Source organism: Stutzerimonas stutzeri (assembly GCF_002890895.1).
Classification (GTDB): Bacteria; Pseudomonadota; Gammaproteobacteria; order Pseudomonadales; family Pseudomonadaceae; genus Stutzerimonas; species Stutzerimonas stutzeri_AB.
Genome location: NZ_POUL01000009.1, coordinates 157,036 through 171,666, shown reverse-complemented (window position 1 = coordinate 171,666; position 14,631 = coordinate 157,036). Strand labels below are relative to the sequence as shown.

The window sequence follows — 14,631 nt, the reverse complement described above, 5'->3', positions numbered from 1 at the left end:
GGCCGCAGCGCTATCTACGTCGCAGGCTCAAAGCCTAAGGGTGGATACGGCTTCCTGGCCTTCCCCCGATGATCAGTCGGGAACTATCACCCCAACATAGCGTGGTAGTCGAGATACAAGGGTGGATGTAGCTCTTACATCCACCGTGACGCCTTTGGTGGATCGGTGCAGCGTGATCCACCCTGCGAAACGATGTCTGTTGGGTGGGCTTCAGCCCACCAGAGGAGCGCCCCGAGCGTCGTAGGATGCGCCAGTCGCTCGGTGATCAAGGCTGCAGCTAGAACAGCTTCAGCGGCTCTTCCTGCAGCGCCGACATCTGCTCACGGAGGATCAGCACCTGATCACCCCAGTAGCGTTCGGTGCCGAACCAAGGAAAGCTCATCGGGAAGGCCGGGTCATCCCAGCGGCGGGCCAGCCAGGCGCTGTAATGCATCAGACGCAGCGCGCGCAGCGCTTCGATCAACGGCAGTTCGCGTGGGGCGAAGTCGTGAAATTCGCTGTAGCCATCCACCAGTTCGGACAGCTGTCCGAGTCGCTCGTGACGTTCGCCGGCAAGCATCATCCAGATGTCCTGTACCGACGGGCCCATGCGGCAATCGTCCAGGTCGACCAGGTGAAACGCATCGTCACGGGCGAGGATGTTCCCGGGGTGGCAGTCGCCATGCAGGCGGATCGGCTGAAACTCGGTGCGGGCAAACACATCATCGACGCGCTTGAGCAGGTCGCGCGCCACCGACTCGTAAGCCGGTAGCAGACTCCTGGGCACGAAATCCCCTTCAAGCAGCGTCGCCAGCGACTCATGGCCGAAATGCTGGGCATTGAGTGTTTCCCTGTGCTCGAACGGTCGGCTGGCGCTGACTGCATGCATGCGGCCCAGCAGTTGGCCGAGGCGGTAGAGCTGATCCAGATTACCCGGCTCCGGGGCGCGGCCGCCACGGCGGGGAAACAGCGCAAAGCGAAAGCCGGCGTGTTCGAACAGGGTTTTGCCGTCACGCTCGAATGGCGCCACGACCGGAATCTCGCGATCGGCCAGTTCTTTGGAAAACTGATGCTCTTCGAGAATGGCCTCGTTGCTCCAACGGCCTGGGCGATAAAACTTCGCCACGATAGGCGTTTCGTCCTCGATGCCCACTTGGTAGACGCGGTTTTCGTAGCTGTTCAATGCCAGTACGCGGGCGTCGCTGATAAAGCCGGTGCTTTCCACCGCATCGAGCACAAGGTCAGGCGTAAGCGTGTCGAAGGGGTGGCTCATGGTCGGCTCCGCAGGCGGGCAACCAGTGTATTGCACTGGTGTGTTTACACAACCGCGCAGTGCCTTACTACTCGCCAGGCTTCGGTGTTCGCGCCAGGCAATACACATCCACACGCGACGCGCCAGCGCGCTTGAGCAGGCGGGCCAGTGCCTCGGCGGTTGCGCCCGTGGTAAGCACATCGTCGACGATCGCCAGATGACGGCCAGTCAGGCTCCGGTCGTCACTCAGAGCAAACGCCTGGCGCAGATTCCGGCGCCGACTCGCCGCATCGAGCTGCTGTTGCGACTGGGTGTCTTGGACTCGCTGCAGAATCTTAGTATCGACCGGGATCGCCAATGCAGTGCTCAGCCAGTCGGCGATCATATTCGCTTGATTGAAGCCGCGCTGACGCAAGCGTTTGCGGGCCAAGGGCACCGGCAGCAAGGCGTCGGGACGCGGTAAACCCTCATCGAACGCGTGCTGCAAATGGCGCGAAAGCTGCTCCGCTAGCAGTCGGCCGAGTGGCCATTGGGATTGGTGTTTGAAGCGGGTGATCAGGGCGTCTACCGGAAAGGCGAAGCGCCACGGCACGCTGACCTGGTCGAACGCGGGCGGTCGCTTCAGACATTCGCCGCAGATCAGTCCGGAGGTCGGCAATGGCAAGGCGCAACGGGAGCAATGCTCGCGCAGCCAGGGAAGCTCGGCCTCGCAGGGGCCGCAGATCGATTGACCGGTTTCGCAGCGCTCATCACACAGTGCACAGTAATGCTCAATATTTAACCAGTTGTAAACCATGATTCCTTTCCTGGTTGACAGCGCCTCGGCCTTGGCTAACCATTTCGCATCCGTGCCTGGCCACCGAGCCGCCATTCATTACAAGGATCACTCATGAGCGCCACTGCCGCTTCCGTTACCCGTCACGACTGGAGCCTCGCTGAAGTCAAGGCGCTCTTCGAACAACCCTTCAATGACCTGATCTTCCAGGCTCAGGGCGTGCACCGCCAGCATTTCGATGCCAACCGCGTCCAGGTTTCGACATTGCTGTCGATCAAAACCGGCGCCTGTCCGGAAGACTGCAAATACTGTCCGCAATCAGGCCACTACAACACCGGCCTCGATAAAGAAAAGCTGATGGAAGTGCAGAAGGTCCTGGAAGCGGCTGCCGAAGCCAAGGCCATCGGCTCGACGCGCTTCTGCATGGGTGCAGCCTGGAAACACCCCTCTGCCAAGGATATGCCTTACGTCCTGAAAATGGTCGAAGGCGTGAAAGCGCTGGGGCTGGAAACCTGCATGACGCTCGGCAAGCTCGATCAGGAGCAAACCAAGGCACTGGCTGCCGCGGGTCTGGACTACTACAACCACAACCTCGATACCTCGCCGGAGTTCTACGGCAACATCATCACCACCCGCACCTATGCCGACCGTCTGGAGACGCTGAGCTATGTGCGCGAGTCGGGAATGAAGATCTGCTCAGGCGGCATCCTCGGGATGGGCGAGTCGCTGAACGACCGCGCTGGCCTGCTGATTCAACTGGCCAACCTGCCCGAGCATCCAGAGTCGGTGCCGATCAACATGCTGGTGAAGGTCAAGGGCACGCCGCTGGCCGAGGAGCAGGACGTCGACCCCTTCGACTTCATTCGGATGCTTGCCGTGGCGCGGATCATGATGCCGAAATCCCACGTACGGCTGTCCGCCGGTCGCGAGCAGATGAACGAGCAGATGCAGGCCCTGGCCTTCCTCGCCGGCGCCAACTCGATCTTCTACGGCGAGAAGCTGCTGACCACCGGCAACCCGCAAGCCGACAAGGACATGCTGCTGTTCAAGCGCCTGGGCATTCAGCCCGAAGCGCGTGAAGAGCACGACGACGAAGTGCACCAGGCTGCCATTGAGCAGGCGCTGGTCGAGCAACGTGACAGCAAGCTGTTTTACGACGCCGCGTCGGCCTGATTAGCGCCAACGAAAAGTACGACCCCTGTAGCCGCGAAGCTCCCGATGCATCGACGCGGCTACAGGTTCGCCAGCAAGCTGGCTCCTACAGAAGCCCTTCTGCCATGCCGTTCGATCTTGCTTCCCGTCTCGCCGAGCGCCGCGCCGCCCATCTCTATCGCCATCGCCCATTGCTGGAAACACAGCAGCAGCCGGAGGTGACGGTCGATGGCGAACCGTTGTTGGCGTTCTGCTCCAACGACTATCTCGGGCTGGCCAGCCATCCTGATGTGATCCTCGCCATGCGGCAGGGCGCCGAGCGCTGGGGCGTGGGCGGCGGTGCCTCGCATCTGGTCATGGGGCACAGCACACCGCATCACCAGCTCGAAGAGGCTTTGGCTGAGTTCACCGGTCGGCCACGCGCTTTGCTGTTCTCCACCGGTTATATGGCCAACCTCGCAGCCGTCACCGCGCTGGTGGGGCAGGGCGATACGGTGCTGGAAGACCGGATCAATCATGCGTCGCTGCTCGACGCCGGCTTGCTCAGCGGCGCGCGTTTCTCCCGTTATCTGCACAATGATGCCGATAGCCTGGCCAAGCGCCTGGACAAGGCCGCTGGCGATACGCTGGTGGTCACTGACGGTGTGTTCAGCATGGATGGCGACCTGGCTGACCTGCCAGCGATCTGCGCGACTGCGAAAGCCAAGAATGCCTGGGTCATGGTGGACGACGCTCACGGCTTCGGCCCGTTGGGTAAGACCGGGGGCGGCATCGTCGAACATTTCGGCCTGGGTATTGATGACGTGCCGGTCCTGGTCGGCACGCTCGGTAAAGCCTTCGGCACCGCTGGGGCCTTCGTAGCGGGCAGCGAGGACCTGATCGAAACGCTGATCCAGTTCGCACGTCCCTACATCTACACCACTAGCCAGCCGCCTGCGGTGGCCTGCGCAACGTTGAAAAGTCTGGAGTTGCTGCGCAGCGAGGGCTGGCGTCGAGATCATCTGAACGGTTTGATTGCACGATTCCGCCAGGGCGCGGCCGAGATCGGCCTGACCTTGATGGATAGCCCAACACCGATCCAGCCGATTCTCATCGGTAGCAGCGAGCTGGCCCTGAAGCTTTCGGCGGCGTTGCGCGAGCGCGGGATTCTGGTCGGTGCCATTCGCCCGCCGACCGTGCCTGCCGGCAGTGCTCGGCTGCGGGTGACCTTCAGTGCGTCGCATAGCGAAGCGCAGGTGGAACGACTCTTGGATATCCTGGCCGAATGCTGGAATCGAATGGCCGAGGAGCCTGAAGCAAATGCCTGATCAGCTGTTTTTGCTGCCCGGATGGGCGTTTGGCCCGGCTGCGTTGCAGCCTTTGTGCGAGGCTTTGTCAGAGCTTGCGCCGGATCTTGACGTAACCATCGAGCCTTTGCCGGAGCTTGCCGAGGCGGGTGCCTGGCTGGATGAACTCGACCGCCGCGTACCCGATGACAGCTGGTTGGCCGGTTGGTCGTTGGGCGGGATGCTGGCGTCGCAGCTCGCAGCGCGTCGCGTGGACTCCTGCCGCGGGCTGGTCACCATTGCCAGCAATCCGTGCTTCCGCGCTCGGCCACAATGGCCCGAGGGTATGGCGCCGGATATTTTTGACACCTTTCAAGAGGCGTTCCGGCTTGATCCCGAGGAAACATTGAAACGTTTCCGTCTGCTCTGCAGCCGCGGTGGCTACGACCCGCGAACGCTGGCCCGTCAGCTGGAGGTCAGCCAGTCCGATTCAGAGCCGGCTGTGCTCGATGCGGGCCTGCAGTTGCTTGCTGAGCTGGATGGACGCGGCGCGTTGCACGGCTATTTCGGACCGCAATTGCACCTGTTCGCCGGTGGCGACGCGTTGGTGCCACCGACGGCCTGTGACGCACTTCGACGCTGGATGCCGGGGATCGAAGCCGAACTGGTCGCGTCGACCAGCCATGCTCTGCCGCTGGAGCGGCCGGATGACGTGGCGGCAACCATCGCGGCATTCATCAAGGGTAGAGTGAAATGACGGATGCGGCCACGGCACCGACGTTGGGGACGGGAAGCGCCCTGCCTGACAAACGTCAGGTCGCGGCGTCATTCTCCCGTGCTGCGTCCAGCTATGACGCCGTGGCCGAGCTGCAGCGCACGGTAGGTAACGCGCTGATCGCGCGTTTGCCCTGCTCAACAGCGCCAGCGCGCTGGCTCGATCTGGGATGTGGCACCGGCTATTTCTCTCGAAGCCTTGCGAGCCGTTTCCCTGCTGGCAAAGGCGTCGCGCTGGATATTGCCGAAGGCATGCTGCGCCATGCTCAACCTCTGGGCGGCGCCAGCCATTTCGTTGCTGGCGATGCCGAATGCTTGCCGCTGCGTGATGCGTCGGTAGATCTGATTTTTTCCAGCTTGGCGCTGCAGTGGTGTGAAGATTTCTCCGCCGTAGTCGGCGAGGCGAAGCGGGTGCTGCGTCCCGGTGGTGTGTTCGCCTTCAGCAGTCTGTGCAGTGGCACGCTGCAAGAACTGCGCGACAGCTGGCAGGCGGTCGACGGTTTTGCTCACGTGAATCGCTTCCGTCCACTCAGCGCCTATCAGCAGCACTGTGCCGCCAGTGGTTTGCGGTTGGAACGGCTGGACGTCGAACCCGAGGTGCTGCATTTCGCCGAGCTGCGGCAGCTGACGAGTGAACTCAAAGCGCTCGGCGCACATAATCTGAACCCTGGCCGTCCGGGCGGGCTGACCGGTCGCGCACGTATTCGTGCGCTGATCGATGCCTACGAGCGGTTCCGTACGCCGAGCGGGCTCCCGGCGACCTATCAGGTGGTGTATGGCGTGTTGTGCAAGGAGTTGACATGACCGCGGCTTATTTCGTCACCGGCACAGACACCGAAGTCGGCAAGACCACCATCGCTGCCGGGCTTCTGCATGCCGCGCGGCTGGCCGGGCTCAGCACGGCAGCAGCGAAGCCGGTCGCATCTGGTTGCGAAATTACCGCCGAAGGCCTGCGCAACAGCGACGCGCTGGCGCTACTCGGTGAGTGCACACTGCCGCTGCGCTACGAGCAGGTCAATCCTATGGCCTTCGAGCCGGCGATAGCGCCGCATCTGGCCGCTCGCGAGGCTGGTGTCGAGCTGAGTGTCGCGGCGCTGGCCGAGCCGGTTCGTCGAGTGTTGGCGTTGCACGCTCAGTTCTCTCTAGTCGAAGGCGCAGGTGGTTGGCGCGTTCCGCTGGCAGGAGACGAAACACTTTCCGATCTCGCCATAGCGCTCAGCCTCCCGGTCATCCTCGTGGTCGGCGTGCGCCTTGGCTGTATCAACCATGCATTGCTCAGCGCCGAGGCCATCGCGCGAGATGGACTTAGGCTGGCAGGCTGGGTCGCCAACATCGTCGATCCGGCCACCTCACGGTTGCAGGAAAATCTCGCGACCTTGGAGCAGCGCCTTGAGGCACCATGCCTCGGTCGGGTGCCGCGCTTGGCGACTGCAAGCCCGGCCGAGGTTGCGCGCTACCTCGACCTATCAGCGCTCCGGCTCATGCCGTTCACGGCGTGAATACGCGTTTGTTATAGCGACGTGGAACTGGCGTCAGCGGAGCGGCTCTGGTATCAATGATAGCTATGTGATCTCAGAGGGGTTGAACCATGCAGATCAACAACAGCCTTTTATCTGCCGGCCTTGGCGCATACCAAGCCGGACAGCAGCGAGTTGACCAGGCCAGTGGCGTCGTGGCTGATCGCACCCTGCCGGCTGCCCAAACCTCTCAGGCCGTGGCTGACACGGTCGAGCTGACCGAGCAACTGGTTCAGATGAAAGTGGGTGAGCATCAAGCCAAAGCCGGCGTCCGCCTTCTGCAGACTGCCGACGAAGTACTCGGCACATTGGTCAACACCAAAGCCTGACCTGCGCCGGCCTGTCTGGCCGGCCGTCTCGCCCGATCTCGGGCACCGCTATCCCTGTCTATGGTTATTCAGATGCCGACGAATGGCGTCATGGTCGCTGCTTGACATCGTTCAGGCCTAAACGTATGTTTCAAACGCCTGTTTGACCTGCCGGGGCAATGCCGGATGGTCCAATCAAATCAAGCGTGGCCGATCTGTCGGCCACCTGAATCAAGAACCCACCGCTGAGGTTTACGATATGCCTGACTACAAGGCCCCCTTGCGCGATATCCGCTTTGTACGTGACGAATTGCTCGGCTACGAAGCGCACTACCAAAGCCTTCCGGGTTGTGAAGACGCCACCCCGGACATGGTCAACGCCATTCTTGATGAAGGCGCCAAGTTCTGTGAGCAGGTGATTGCCCCCCTCAACCGAGTAGGCGACACCGAAGGTTGTACCTGGAGCGAGAGCGGCGTGAAGACGCCCACCGGCTTCAAAGAGGCTTATCAGCAGTTCGTGGAAGGCGGCTGGCCGAGCCTCGCCCATGATGTCGAGCACGGTGGTCAGGGCTTGCCTGAATCGCTGGGCATGGCCATCAGCGAAATGGTCGGCGAAGCCAACTGGTCTTGGGGCATGTACCCCGGCCTGTCTCATGGCGCCATGAACACCCTGCACGAGCACGGCACGCCCGAGCAGCAGCAGGCCTATCTGACCAAGCTGGTTTCCGGCGAGTGGACCGGCACCATGTGCCTGACCGAGCCGCATTGCGGCACTGACCTGGGCATGCTGCGCACCAAGGCAGAGCCTCAGGCTGACGGCAGCTACAAGGTTTCAGGCACCAAGATCTTCATTTCTGCTGGCGAACACGACATGGCCGACAACATCGTCCATATCGTTCTGGCTCGCCTGCCCGATGCGCCGCAAGGCACCAAGGGTATTTCGTTGTTCATCGTCCCGAAGTTCCTGCCGAACGTCGAAGGCGGCGTAGGCGAGCGCAACGGTGTGTCCTGTGGCTCGCTCGAGCACAAGATGGGCATCCACGGTAATGCTACTTGCGTGATGAACTTCGACGCTGCCACCGGCTTCCTGATCGGCCCGCCGAACAAGGGCCTGAACTGCATGTTCACCTTCATGAACACGGCCCGCCTGGGTACTGCTCTGCAGGGCCTGGCTCACGCCGAGATCGGTTTCCAGGGTGGCATCAAGTATGCGCGTGAGCGCCTGCAGATGCGTTCGCTGACCGGCCCGAAAGCTCCTGAGAAAGCCGCTGACCCGATCATCGTGCATCCGGACGTACGCCGTATGCTGCTGACCATGAAGGCCTTCGCTGAAGGCAATCGTGCAATGCTTTACTTCGCTGCCAAGCAGGTGGATATCACCCAGCGCAGCAAGGATGAAGAGCAGCGCAAGGCCGCCGATGCAATGCTGGCGTTCCTGACGCCGATCGCCAAGGCGTTCATGACCGAAGTTGGCTTTGAAGCGGCCAACCATGGTGTGCAGATCTACGGTGGTCACGGCTTCATCGCCGAGTGGGGCATGGAGCAGAACGTCCGCGACAGCCGTATCTCCTGTCTGTACGAAGGCACCACCGGCATCCAGGCGCTCGACCTGCTGGGCCGCAAGGTGCTGATGACCCAGGGCGAGGCGCTGAAAGGCTTCACCAAGGTCGTGCACAAGTTCTGCCAGGCCAATGAAGGCAACGAGGCGGTCAAGCAGTTCGTCGAGCCGCTGGCCAAACTGAACAAAGAGTGGGGCGACCTGACCATGAAGGTCGGCATGGCCGCGATGAAGAACCGTGAAGAAGTCGGTGCTGCTTCGGTGGACTACCTGATGTACTGCGGTTATGCCTGCCTGGCCTACTTCTGGGCCGACATGGCGCGTCTGGCTTCGGAAAAAATCGCAGCTGGCGAAGACGCGGATGGCTTCTACACCGCCAAGGTGCAGACGGCGCGTTTCTACTTCCAGCGCATCCTGCCGCGCACCCGTACCCACGTTGAAACCATGCTGTCCGGAGCTGACAACCTGATGGACATGGACGAAGCGCACTTCGAGCTGGCCTACTAAGGTCTCTCGCAAAAAAAAACCGCTGCTACGGCAGCGGTTTTTTTTGTCTGTTTTTCGCTATGCCAGTCATTGTTGTTCACCTCGTGGGTGAACCTGTCATCAAGTGCAGGCAGAATGCCTGCTTTCCTCACGGGCGTTACCGGAACCGCCGTGCCTCGTCTGAGTCCAGCTCGCTTCAGTCATTTCTATGCACCCCTGGCGCTATTGGCCGGAGGGCTTGTCGCTGCGCGTCAACCGACGCTGAATGAGTTCTTCACGTCGCTGTTCAATGTGCTGCCCACCGTGTTGCTGTTGCTAGGCGGGGCCTTTTGCATCGCCTATGCGCGGGTTCGGGAGACCTTTCTGCTGCTGACGGTTTATATCGTCTATTTCCTGCTCGATACCCAGGTCGACCATTACCGGCTCACCGGCGCGCTTCTGCCAGAGGCTGCACTCACGTTCCACCTGTGCAGTCTTCTCTTGCCGGCGCTCTACGGTCTGTATGCCCTTTGGCAAGAGCGTGCACATCTGTTGCAGGACGGTCTGGCACGGCTCGCTGTCGTATTTGCCGTTTCGGTCTTGGCGCTGGCCTTGGCGCGGCGCTTCCCTGCGGGGGTGCTCGACTGGCTGACGGAAGTTCGCTGGCCGTCATTGCAGGCTGACTGGCTGCAATTGATCCAGCTGGCCTATCCAGTATTTCTGATCGCCATAATCGGGGTGCTAGCGCAGTACCTGCGGCGGCCACGGCCAGTGCACGCGGCGCAGTTGATTGCGCTGATCGGCCTGCTCCTGATGCTGCCTCAGGTATTCAGTCGACCCGGTGCGCTCAACGTCTTGAGCAGCTTGATGATGCTGGTGTTGGTAGTCTCCATTGCCCAGGAGGCCTATCAAATGGCGTTTCGTGACGAGTTGACCGGCCTGCCTGGCCGTCGCGCCCTGAACGAGCGGCTGCAGCGCCTGGGGCGCCACTATGTAATCGCCATGGCCGACGTCGATCGGTTCAAGGCCTTCAACGACACCCACGGACACGATGTGGGAGATGAAGTGCTGCGCCTCGTTGCGAGCCGGTTGCGCAAGGTCGGTGGCGGTGGTCGTGCCTACCGTTACGGGGGTGAAGAGTTCGCGCTGGTATTTCCGGGGCGTGAGCTGGCGCATTGCTTGCCGCATCTGGAAGCCGTGCGGCAGGCCGTCGAGAGCTATCCACTGCAGCTGCGCGACAAGTCCAGCCGGCCGAAGGATGCGGAGCAGGGGCGGCAACGCCGCGGTGTCGCTTCGGCAGCCGCGGTCTCGGTGACCATCAGCATCGGCGTCGCCGAGCGCCTGATGACGCAGCGCAGCCCCGAGGAAGTCATCAAGAAGGCCGATCAGGCGCTTTATAGCGCCAAGGGTGCAGGGCGCAACTGCATCCGATCGCATGGAGAGAACCGCCGCGGTGCGATGCGTACGTTGAAAGAGGTGAGCGCCGACGTCTAGGGCGCAGCTGGAAAACAGCCGGTGTTGACGGTGCGATCGGTGGGGCAGTCGGTGGTTATGGCGGCGCATTCAGCGCCTGCAATGTGATGGCGAGCGGGTCGATCTGACAGTAGCGTGGCGGCATAACAATGCACTGTGCTGTTCTGGAGAACGATATGCCCGCTTACAAGGCTCCCCTGCGCGATATGCGCTTTCTGATCGACGAAGTGTTCGACTTTCATGGCAGCTACGCGGCCAACGGTGCAGAGGACGCGACGCCTGACACGGTCAGCGCCATCCTCGAAGAGGGCGCCAAGTTCTGCGAGCAGGTCCTTGCGCCACTTAACCGAAGCGGTGACGAGGAAGGCTGCCATTTCGACGACGGTGTGGTAGTGACCCCGAAGGGCTTCAAGGAAGCCTTTGCGCAGTATGCTGAAGGCGGCTGGATGGGCCTTGCCTCGGATCCTAACTATGGCGGTCAAGGTCTGCCTCACTCGCTGGGGCTGGTGGTCGGCGAGATGGTCGGCTCGGCGAATACCTCCTTTGGTATGTATCCGGGGCTGACCCATGGCGCCATGGCTGCGATAGCCGCCCACGGTACCGACGAGCAAAAACAGGTTTACCTGACGCGCATGACCGAGGGCCGCTGGACCGGCACCATGTGCCTCACCGAATCCCACTGCGGCACGGATCTGGGCATCATCAAGACCCGTGCGGTACCGCAGGCAGATGGCGGCTATGCGATCAGCGGCACGAAGATCTTCATCTCCGCCGGCGAGCACGACATGAGCGAGAACATCGTGCATCTGGTTCTGGCCAAACTCCCCGACGCCCCGGCCGGAACCAAGGGTATTTCACTGTTCATCGTGCCCAAGTTCCTGCCTGACGCGACCGGAGAAGCGGGCGAGCGCAACGCTGTCGCCTGTGGCTCCATCGAGCACAAGATGGGAATCAAGGCCTCGGCGACCTGCGTGATCAACTTTGATGGTGCCAAGGGTTTCCTCATCGGTGAGCCCAACAAGGGTCTCAACTGCATGTTCACCATGATGAATCATGCTCGGCTTGGCACCGGCATGCAGGGCTTGTGCAGTGGCGAGGCGAGCTTCCAGGGCGCCATCCAATACGCCAACGAGCGTTTGCAGATGCGTGCTCTGACCGGGGCGAAGTTTCCCGAGAAGCCTGCCGACCCAATCATCGTGCACCCCGATGTGCGACGCATGCTGCTGACCATGAAGGCGTTCAACGAGGGCAACCGAGCCCTGGCCTACTTCACCGCGCAGTTGCTCGATCAAATACACAGCCCGGACGCCGACAAGCGCAAGGAAGCCGAGGATCTGCTCGCGTTTCTCACCCCTATCTGCAAGGCCTTCATGACCGACACGGGGCTGGAGGTGACCAATCTCGGCATGCAGATATTTGGCGGCCACGGGTACATTCGCGAGTGGGGCATGGAACAGCTGGTGCGGGATTGCCGCATCGCGCCGATCTACGAAGGTACCAACGGCATTCAGGCACTCGATCTGCTGGGCCGCAAGGTCCTCGGCAGCCAGGGCAAGCTGATGCTTGGTTTCACCAAGCAGGTACACAAGTTCTGCGAGGCTAACGCGCAGCATCCTCAGCTGCAGCAATACGTCACGCAGCTGGCTGGCCTGAATCGCGAGCTGGGCGAGATCACCACCCGAATCGGCATGGCCGCAATGAAGAACCCTGACGAAGTCGGCGCGGCCTCGGTGGACTACCTGATGTACTGCGGCTACCTGATTCTCGGCTACTTCTGGCTGCGCATGGCTGTAGTGGCACAGGGCCGGCTCGACGAGGCGGGCAGCGATGCGGCCTTCTATCAGTCGAAGCTGACCACTGCCGAGTTCTACTTTGCTCGCCTGCTGCCGCGCACCGCAGCCCACAAGGCAGCCATCGAGGCCGGTAGTGCCAGCCTTATGAGGCTGGCCGCTGACCAATTCGCTTTCTGATCCATCAGCAAACCCTTTAGCCCGCCTCGTGCGGGCTTTTTTATGGGCGATATCAGCTGGGTCTCGTGGATGGGGGGCGCACCAGCAAGTCTGCCTTAAGCGTCGAGATGGGAACCGGTCAGTCATTTAAAGACGCTTCGGGCGCCGATTGGTCTTCAGTTAGACTCGCGAAACTGCTGCGGCCAATCGGCCGGGTGACATGTTTTCTGCGAGGTCCTTTCCATGGCTGACTACAAAGCACCGCTGCGCGACATGCGTTTCGTCCTAAACGAAGTCTTCGACGCCCCGAAGCTCTGGCAGACGATGCCAGCGCTGGCGGAAGTCGTCGATGCGGAAACCGCCGAAGCCATCCTCGAGGAGGCGGGCAAGATCACTGCTAATTCGATTGCGCCCCTCAACCGCAGTGGTGATGAGGAAGGCTGCCGCTGGGTCGACGGCGCGGTAACCACCCCGGCGGGATACCCGGAGGCCTATCGCCTTTATGCCGAAGGCGGTTGGGTCGGTGTAGGCGGTGACCCAGCCTACGGCGGCATGGGTATGCCGAAAGCAATCTCGGCGCAGGTCGAGGAGATGATGAACTCGGCCAGCTTGGCGTTCGGTTTGTACCCCATGCTGACCTCCGGCGCCTGCCTGTCCATCTACGCCCATGCCAGCGAAGAGCTGAAGCAGAAGTACCTGCCGAACATGTATGCCGGTGTCTGGTCCGGCTCCATGTGCCTGACCGAGCCACACGCTGGTACCGATCTGGGCATCATTCGCACCAAGGCCGAGCCGCAGGCGGACGGATCGTACAAGGTCAGCGGCACCAAGATCTTCATCACCGGTGGTGAGCACGATCTCACCGAGAACATCATCCACCTCGTACTGGCCAAGCTGCCCGATGCGCCGGCCGGTTCCCGCGGTATCTCGTTGTTCCTGGTCCCCAAAATGATGGTCAACGAAGACGGCAGCCTTGGGGAGCGCAACAGCCTCGGCTGCGGCTCGATCGAGCACAAGATGGGCATCCAGGCCTCGGCCACCTGCGTCATGAACTTTGACGGGGCCACAGGTTGGATGGTCGGCGAGCCGAACAAGGGCCTGGCAGCGATGTTCACCATGATGAACTATGAGCGTCTAGGCGTGGGTATCCAGGGATTGGCCACGGGCGAGCGTTCCTATCAGAGCGCCATTGAGTACGCGCGTGAGCGTATCCAAAGTCGCGCGCCGACTGGTCCGGTAGCGCAAGAAAAGGCCGCCGACCCGATCATCGTGCATCCGGACGTGCGCCGTATGCTGTTGACGATGAAAGCGCTGAATGAAGGTGGCCGCGCGTTCTCCAGTTACGTGGCGCTTCAACTGGACATCGCCAAGTTCAGCGATGACGTCGAAGCCCGCCAGCGTGCCGAGGCGCAGGTGGCTCTGCTAACGCCAGTTGCCAAGGCGTTCCTCACCGACATGGGGTTGGAGACCACTGTCCATGGTCAGCAGGTGTTTGGCGGCCACGGCTTCATCCGTGAGTGGGGGCAGGAGCAGCTGGTGCGCGACTGCAGGATCACTCAGATTTACGAAGGTACCAATGGTATCCAGGCGCTGGACCTGCTCGGACGTAAGGTTGTGGGCAGTGGTGGTGAGCTTTACAGCGCGTTTGCCGAAGAAATCCGCGGCTTCTGTGCAGCAACGGGCAGTGAGCTTGAAGAGTTCACGGCGCCTCTGACAGCAGCACTGGAGAACCTCGACGCGCTCACCGCCTCTGTCATCGACAGCGCGAAGCGCAATCCCAACGAGATCGGTGCGGCCTCGGTCGAATATCTGCATGTGTTCGGTTACACGGCTTACGCCTATATGTGGGCCCGGATGGCTGAAGCCGCACTGGGCAAAGAGGCCCAGGACGACTTCTATGCCAGCAAGCTAGGCACCGCGCGGTTCTATTTCGCACGACTGCTGCCTCGCATCCACTCGTTGAGCGCCACCGTACGAGCCGGCAGTGAATCGTTGTATTTACTGGATGCTGCGCAGTTCTAAAAAAGATTAATCCGTGAAGGCACATTGAAATTAATTGGCCATCTTTGGGAACAATGTGCCAGTGCCTCAGTCATAGATCTGCTTCGCTTGTAGTCAATCGCTTACACGCAACGCCAAGGAAAGGTTTGGGTGTAGGTGAATG

Annotated in this window: 12 protein-coding genes; 10 read left to right on the top strand and 2 right to left on the bottom strand. The window is 61.4% G+C overall.

Annotated features, from left to right (window positions below; translation table 11 throughout):
• Window positions 1-277: 277 nt before the first annotated feature.
• Both CXK96_RS16675 and CXK96_RS16670 read right to left on the bottom strand, forming a co-directional pair.
• Window positions 278-1,252 (bottom strand): serine/threonine protein kinase, encoded by a 975-nt coding sequence (locus CXK96_RS16675; RefSeq protein ID WP_102837552.1) that lies wholly within the window; start codon window positions 1,250-1,252, stop codon window positions 278-280.
• A gap of 67 nt (window positions 1,253-1,319) precedes the next feature.
• Window positions 1,320-2,027 (bottom strand): ComF family protein, encoded by a 708-nt coding sequence (locus tag CXK96_RS16670; protein WP_102837551.1) that lies wholly within the window; start codon window positions 2,025-2,027, stop codon window positions 1,320-1,322.
• Window positions 2,028-2,120: 93 nt separating this feature from the next.
• Between CXK96_RS16670 and bioB the strand changes: the two genes are divergently transcribed.
• From bioB to CXK96_RS16620, 10 genes are all read left to right on the top strand, one after another.
• Window positions 2,121-3,179: a biotin synthase BioB gene (bioB, locus tag CXK96_RS16665; protein WP_102837550.1), complete on the top strand. Its 1,059-nt coding sequence runs from the start codon at window positions 2,121-2,123 to the stop codon at window positions 3,177-3,179.
• Between the two features lie 104 nt (window positions 3,180-3,283).
• Window positions 3,284-4,465, top strand: coding sequence for an 8-amino-7-oxononanoate synthase (gene bioF / locus CXK96_RS16660; RefSeq protein WP_102837549.1), 1,182 nt, complete (start codon window positions 3,284-3,286; stop codon window positions 4,463-4,465).
• On the top strand, window positions 4,458-5,180 hold the full coding sequence (locus CXK96_RS16655; RefSeq protein ID WP_102837548.1) for an alpha/beta fold hydrolase: 723 nt from the start codon (window positions 4,458-4,460) through the stop codon (window positions 5,178-5,180). The genes bioF and CXK96_RS16655 overlap by 8 nt, the downstream gene beginning before the upstream one ends.
• Window positions 5,177-6,001 carry a malonyl-ACP O-methyltransferase BioC gene (gene bioC, locus CXK96_RS16650; RefSeq protein ID WP_102837547.1) on the top strand — a complete coding sequence of 275 codons (825 nt, stop codon included), beginning with the start codon at window positions 5,177-5,179 and terminating at the stop codon, window positions 5,999-6,001. Before CXK96_RS16655 ends, bioC begins: the two co-directional genes overlap by 4 nt.
• A complete protein-coding gene (gene bioD / locus CXK96_RS16645) occupies window positions 5,998-6,696 on the top strand; it encodes a dethiobiotin synthase (RefSeq protein WP_102837546.1) in 699 nt (232 codons plus the stop codon). Before bioC ends, bioD begins: the two co-directional genes overlap by 4 nt.
• Before the next feature lie 89 nt (window positions 6,697-6,785).
• Window positions 6,786-7,043 (top strand): hypothetical protein, encoded by a 258-nt coding sequence (locus CXK96_RS16640; RefSeq protein WP_102837545.1) that lies wholly within the window; start codon window positions 6,786-6,788, stop codon window positions 7,041-7,043.
• Between the two features lie 238 nt (window positions 7,044-7,281).
• The gene (locus CXK96_RS16635) at window positions 7,282-9,087 is read left to right on the top strand and encodes a phenylacyl-CoA dehydrogenase (RefSeq protein ID WP_102837544.1); all 1,806 of its coding nucleotides are present in this window, start codon (window positions 7,282-7,284) and stop codon (window positions 9,085-9,087) included.
• A 114-nt stretch (window positions 9,088-9,201) separates the two neighbouring features.
• Window positions 9,202-10,539, top strand: a complete 1,338-nt coding sequence (locus CXK96_RS16630) for a GGDEF domain-containing protein (protein ID WP_102837543.1) — start codon at window positions 9,202-9,204, stop codon at window positions 10,537-10,539.
• Between the two features lie 155 nt (window positions 10,540-10,694).
• A complete protein-coding gene (locus CXK96_RS16625) occupies window positions 10,695-12,488 on the top strand; it encodes an acyl-CoA dehydrogenase C-terminal domain-containing protein (protein WP_102837542.1) in 1,794 nt (597 codons plus the stop codon).
• A 222-nt stretch (window positions 12,489-12,710) separates the two neighbouring features.
• The gene (locus tag CXK96_RS16620) at window positions 12,711-14,489 is read left to right on the top strand and encodes an acyl-CoA dehydrogenase C-terminal domain-containing protein (RefSeq protein WP_102837541.1); all 1,779 of its coding nucleotides are present in this window, start codon (window positions 12,711-12,713) and stop codon (window positions 14,487-14,489) included.
• The last annotated feature ends 142 nt before the right edge of the window (window positions 14,490-14,631 follow it).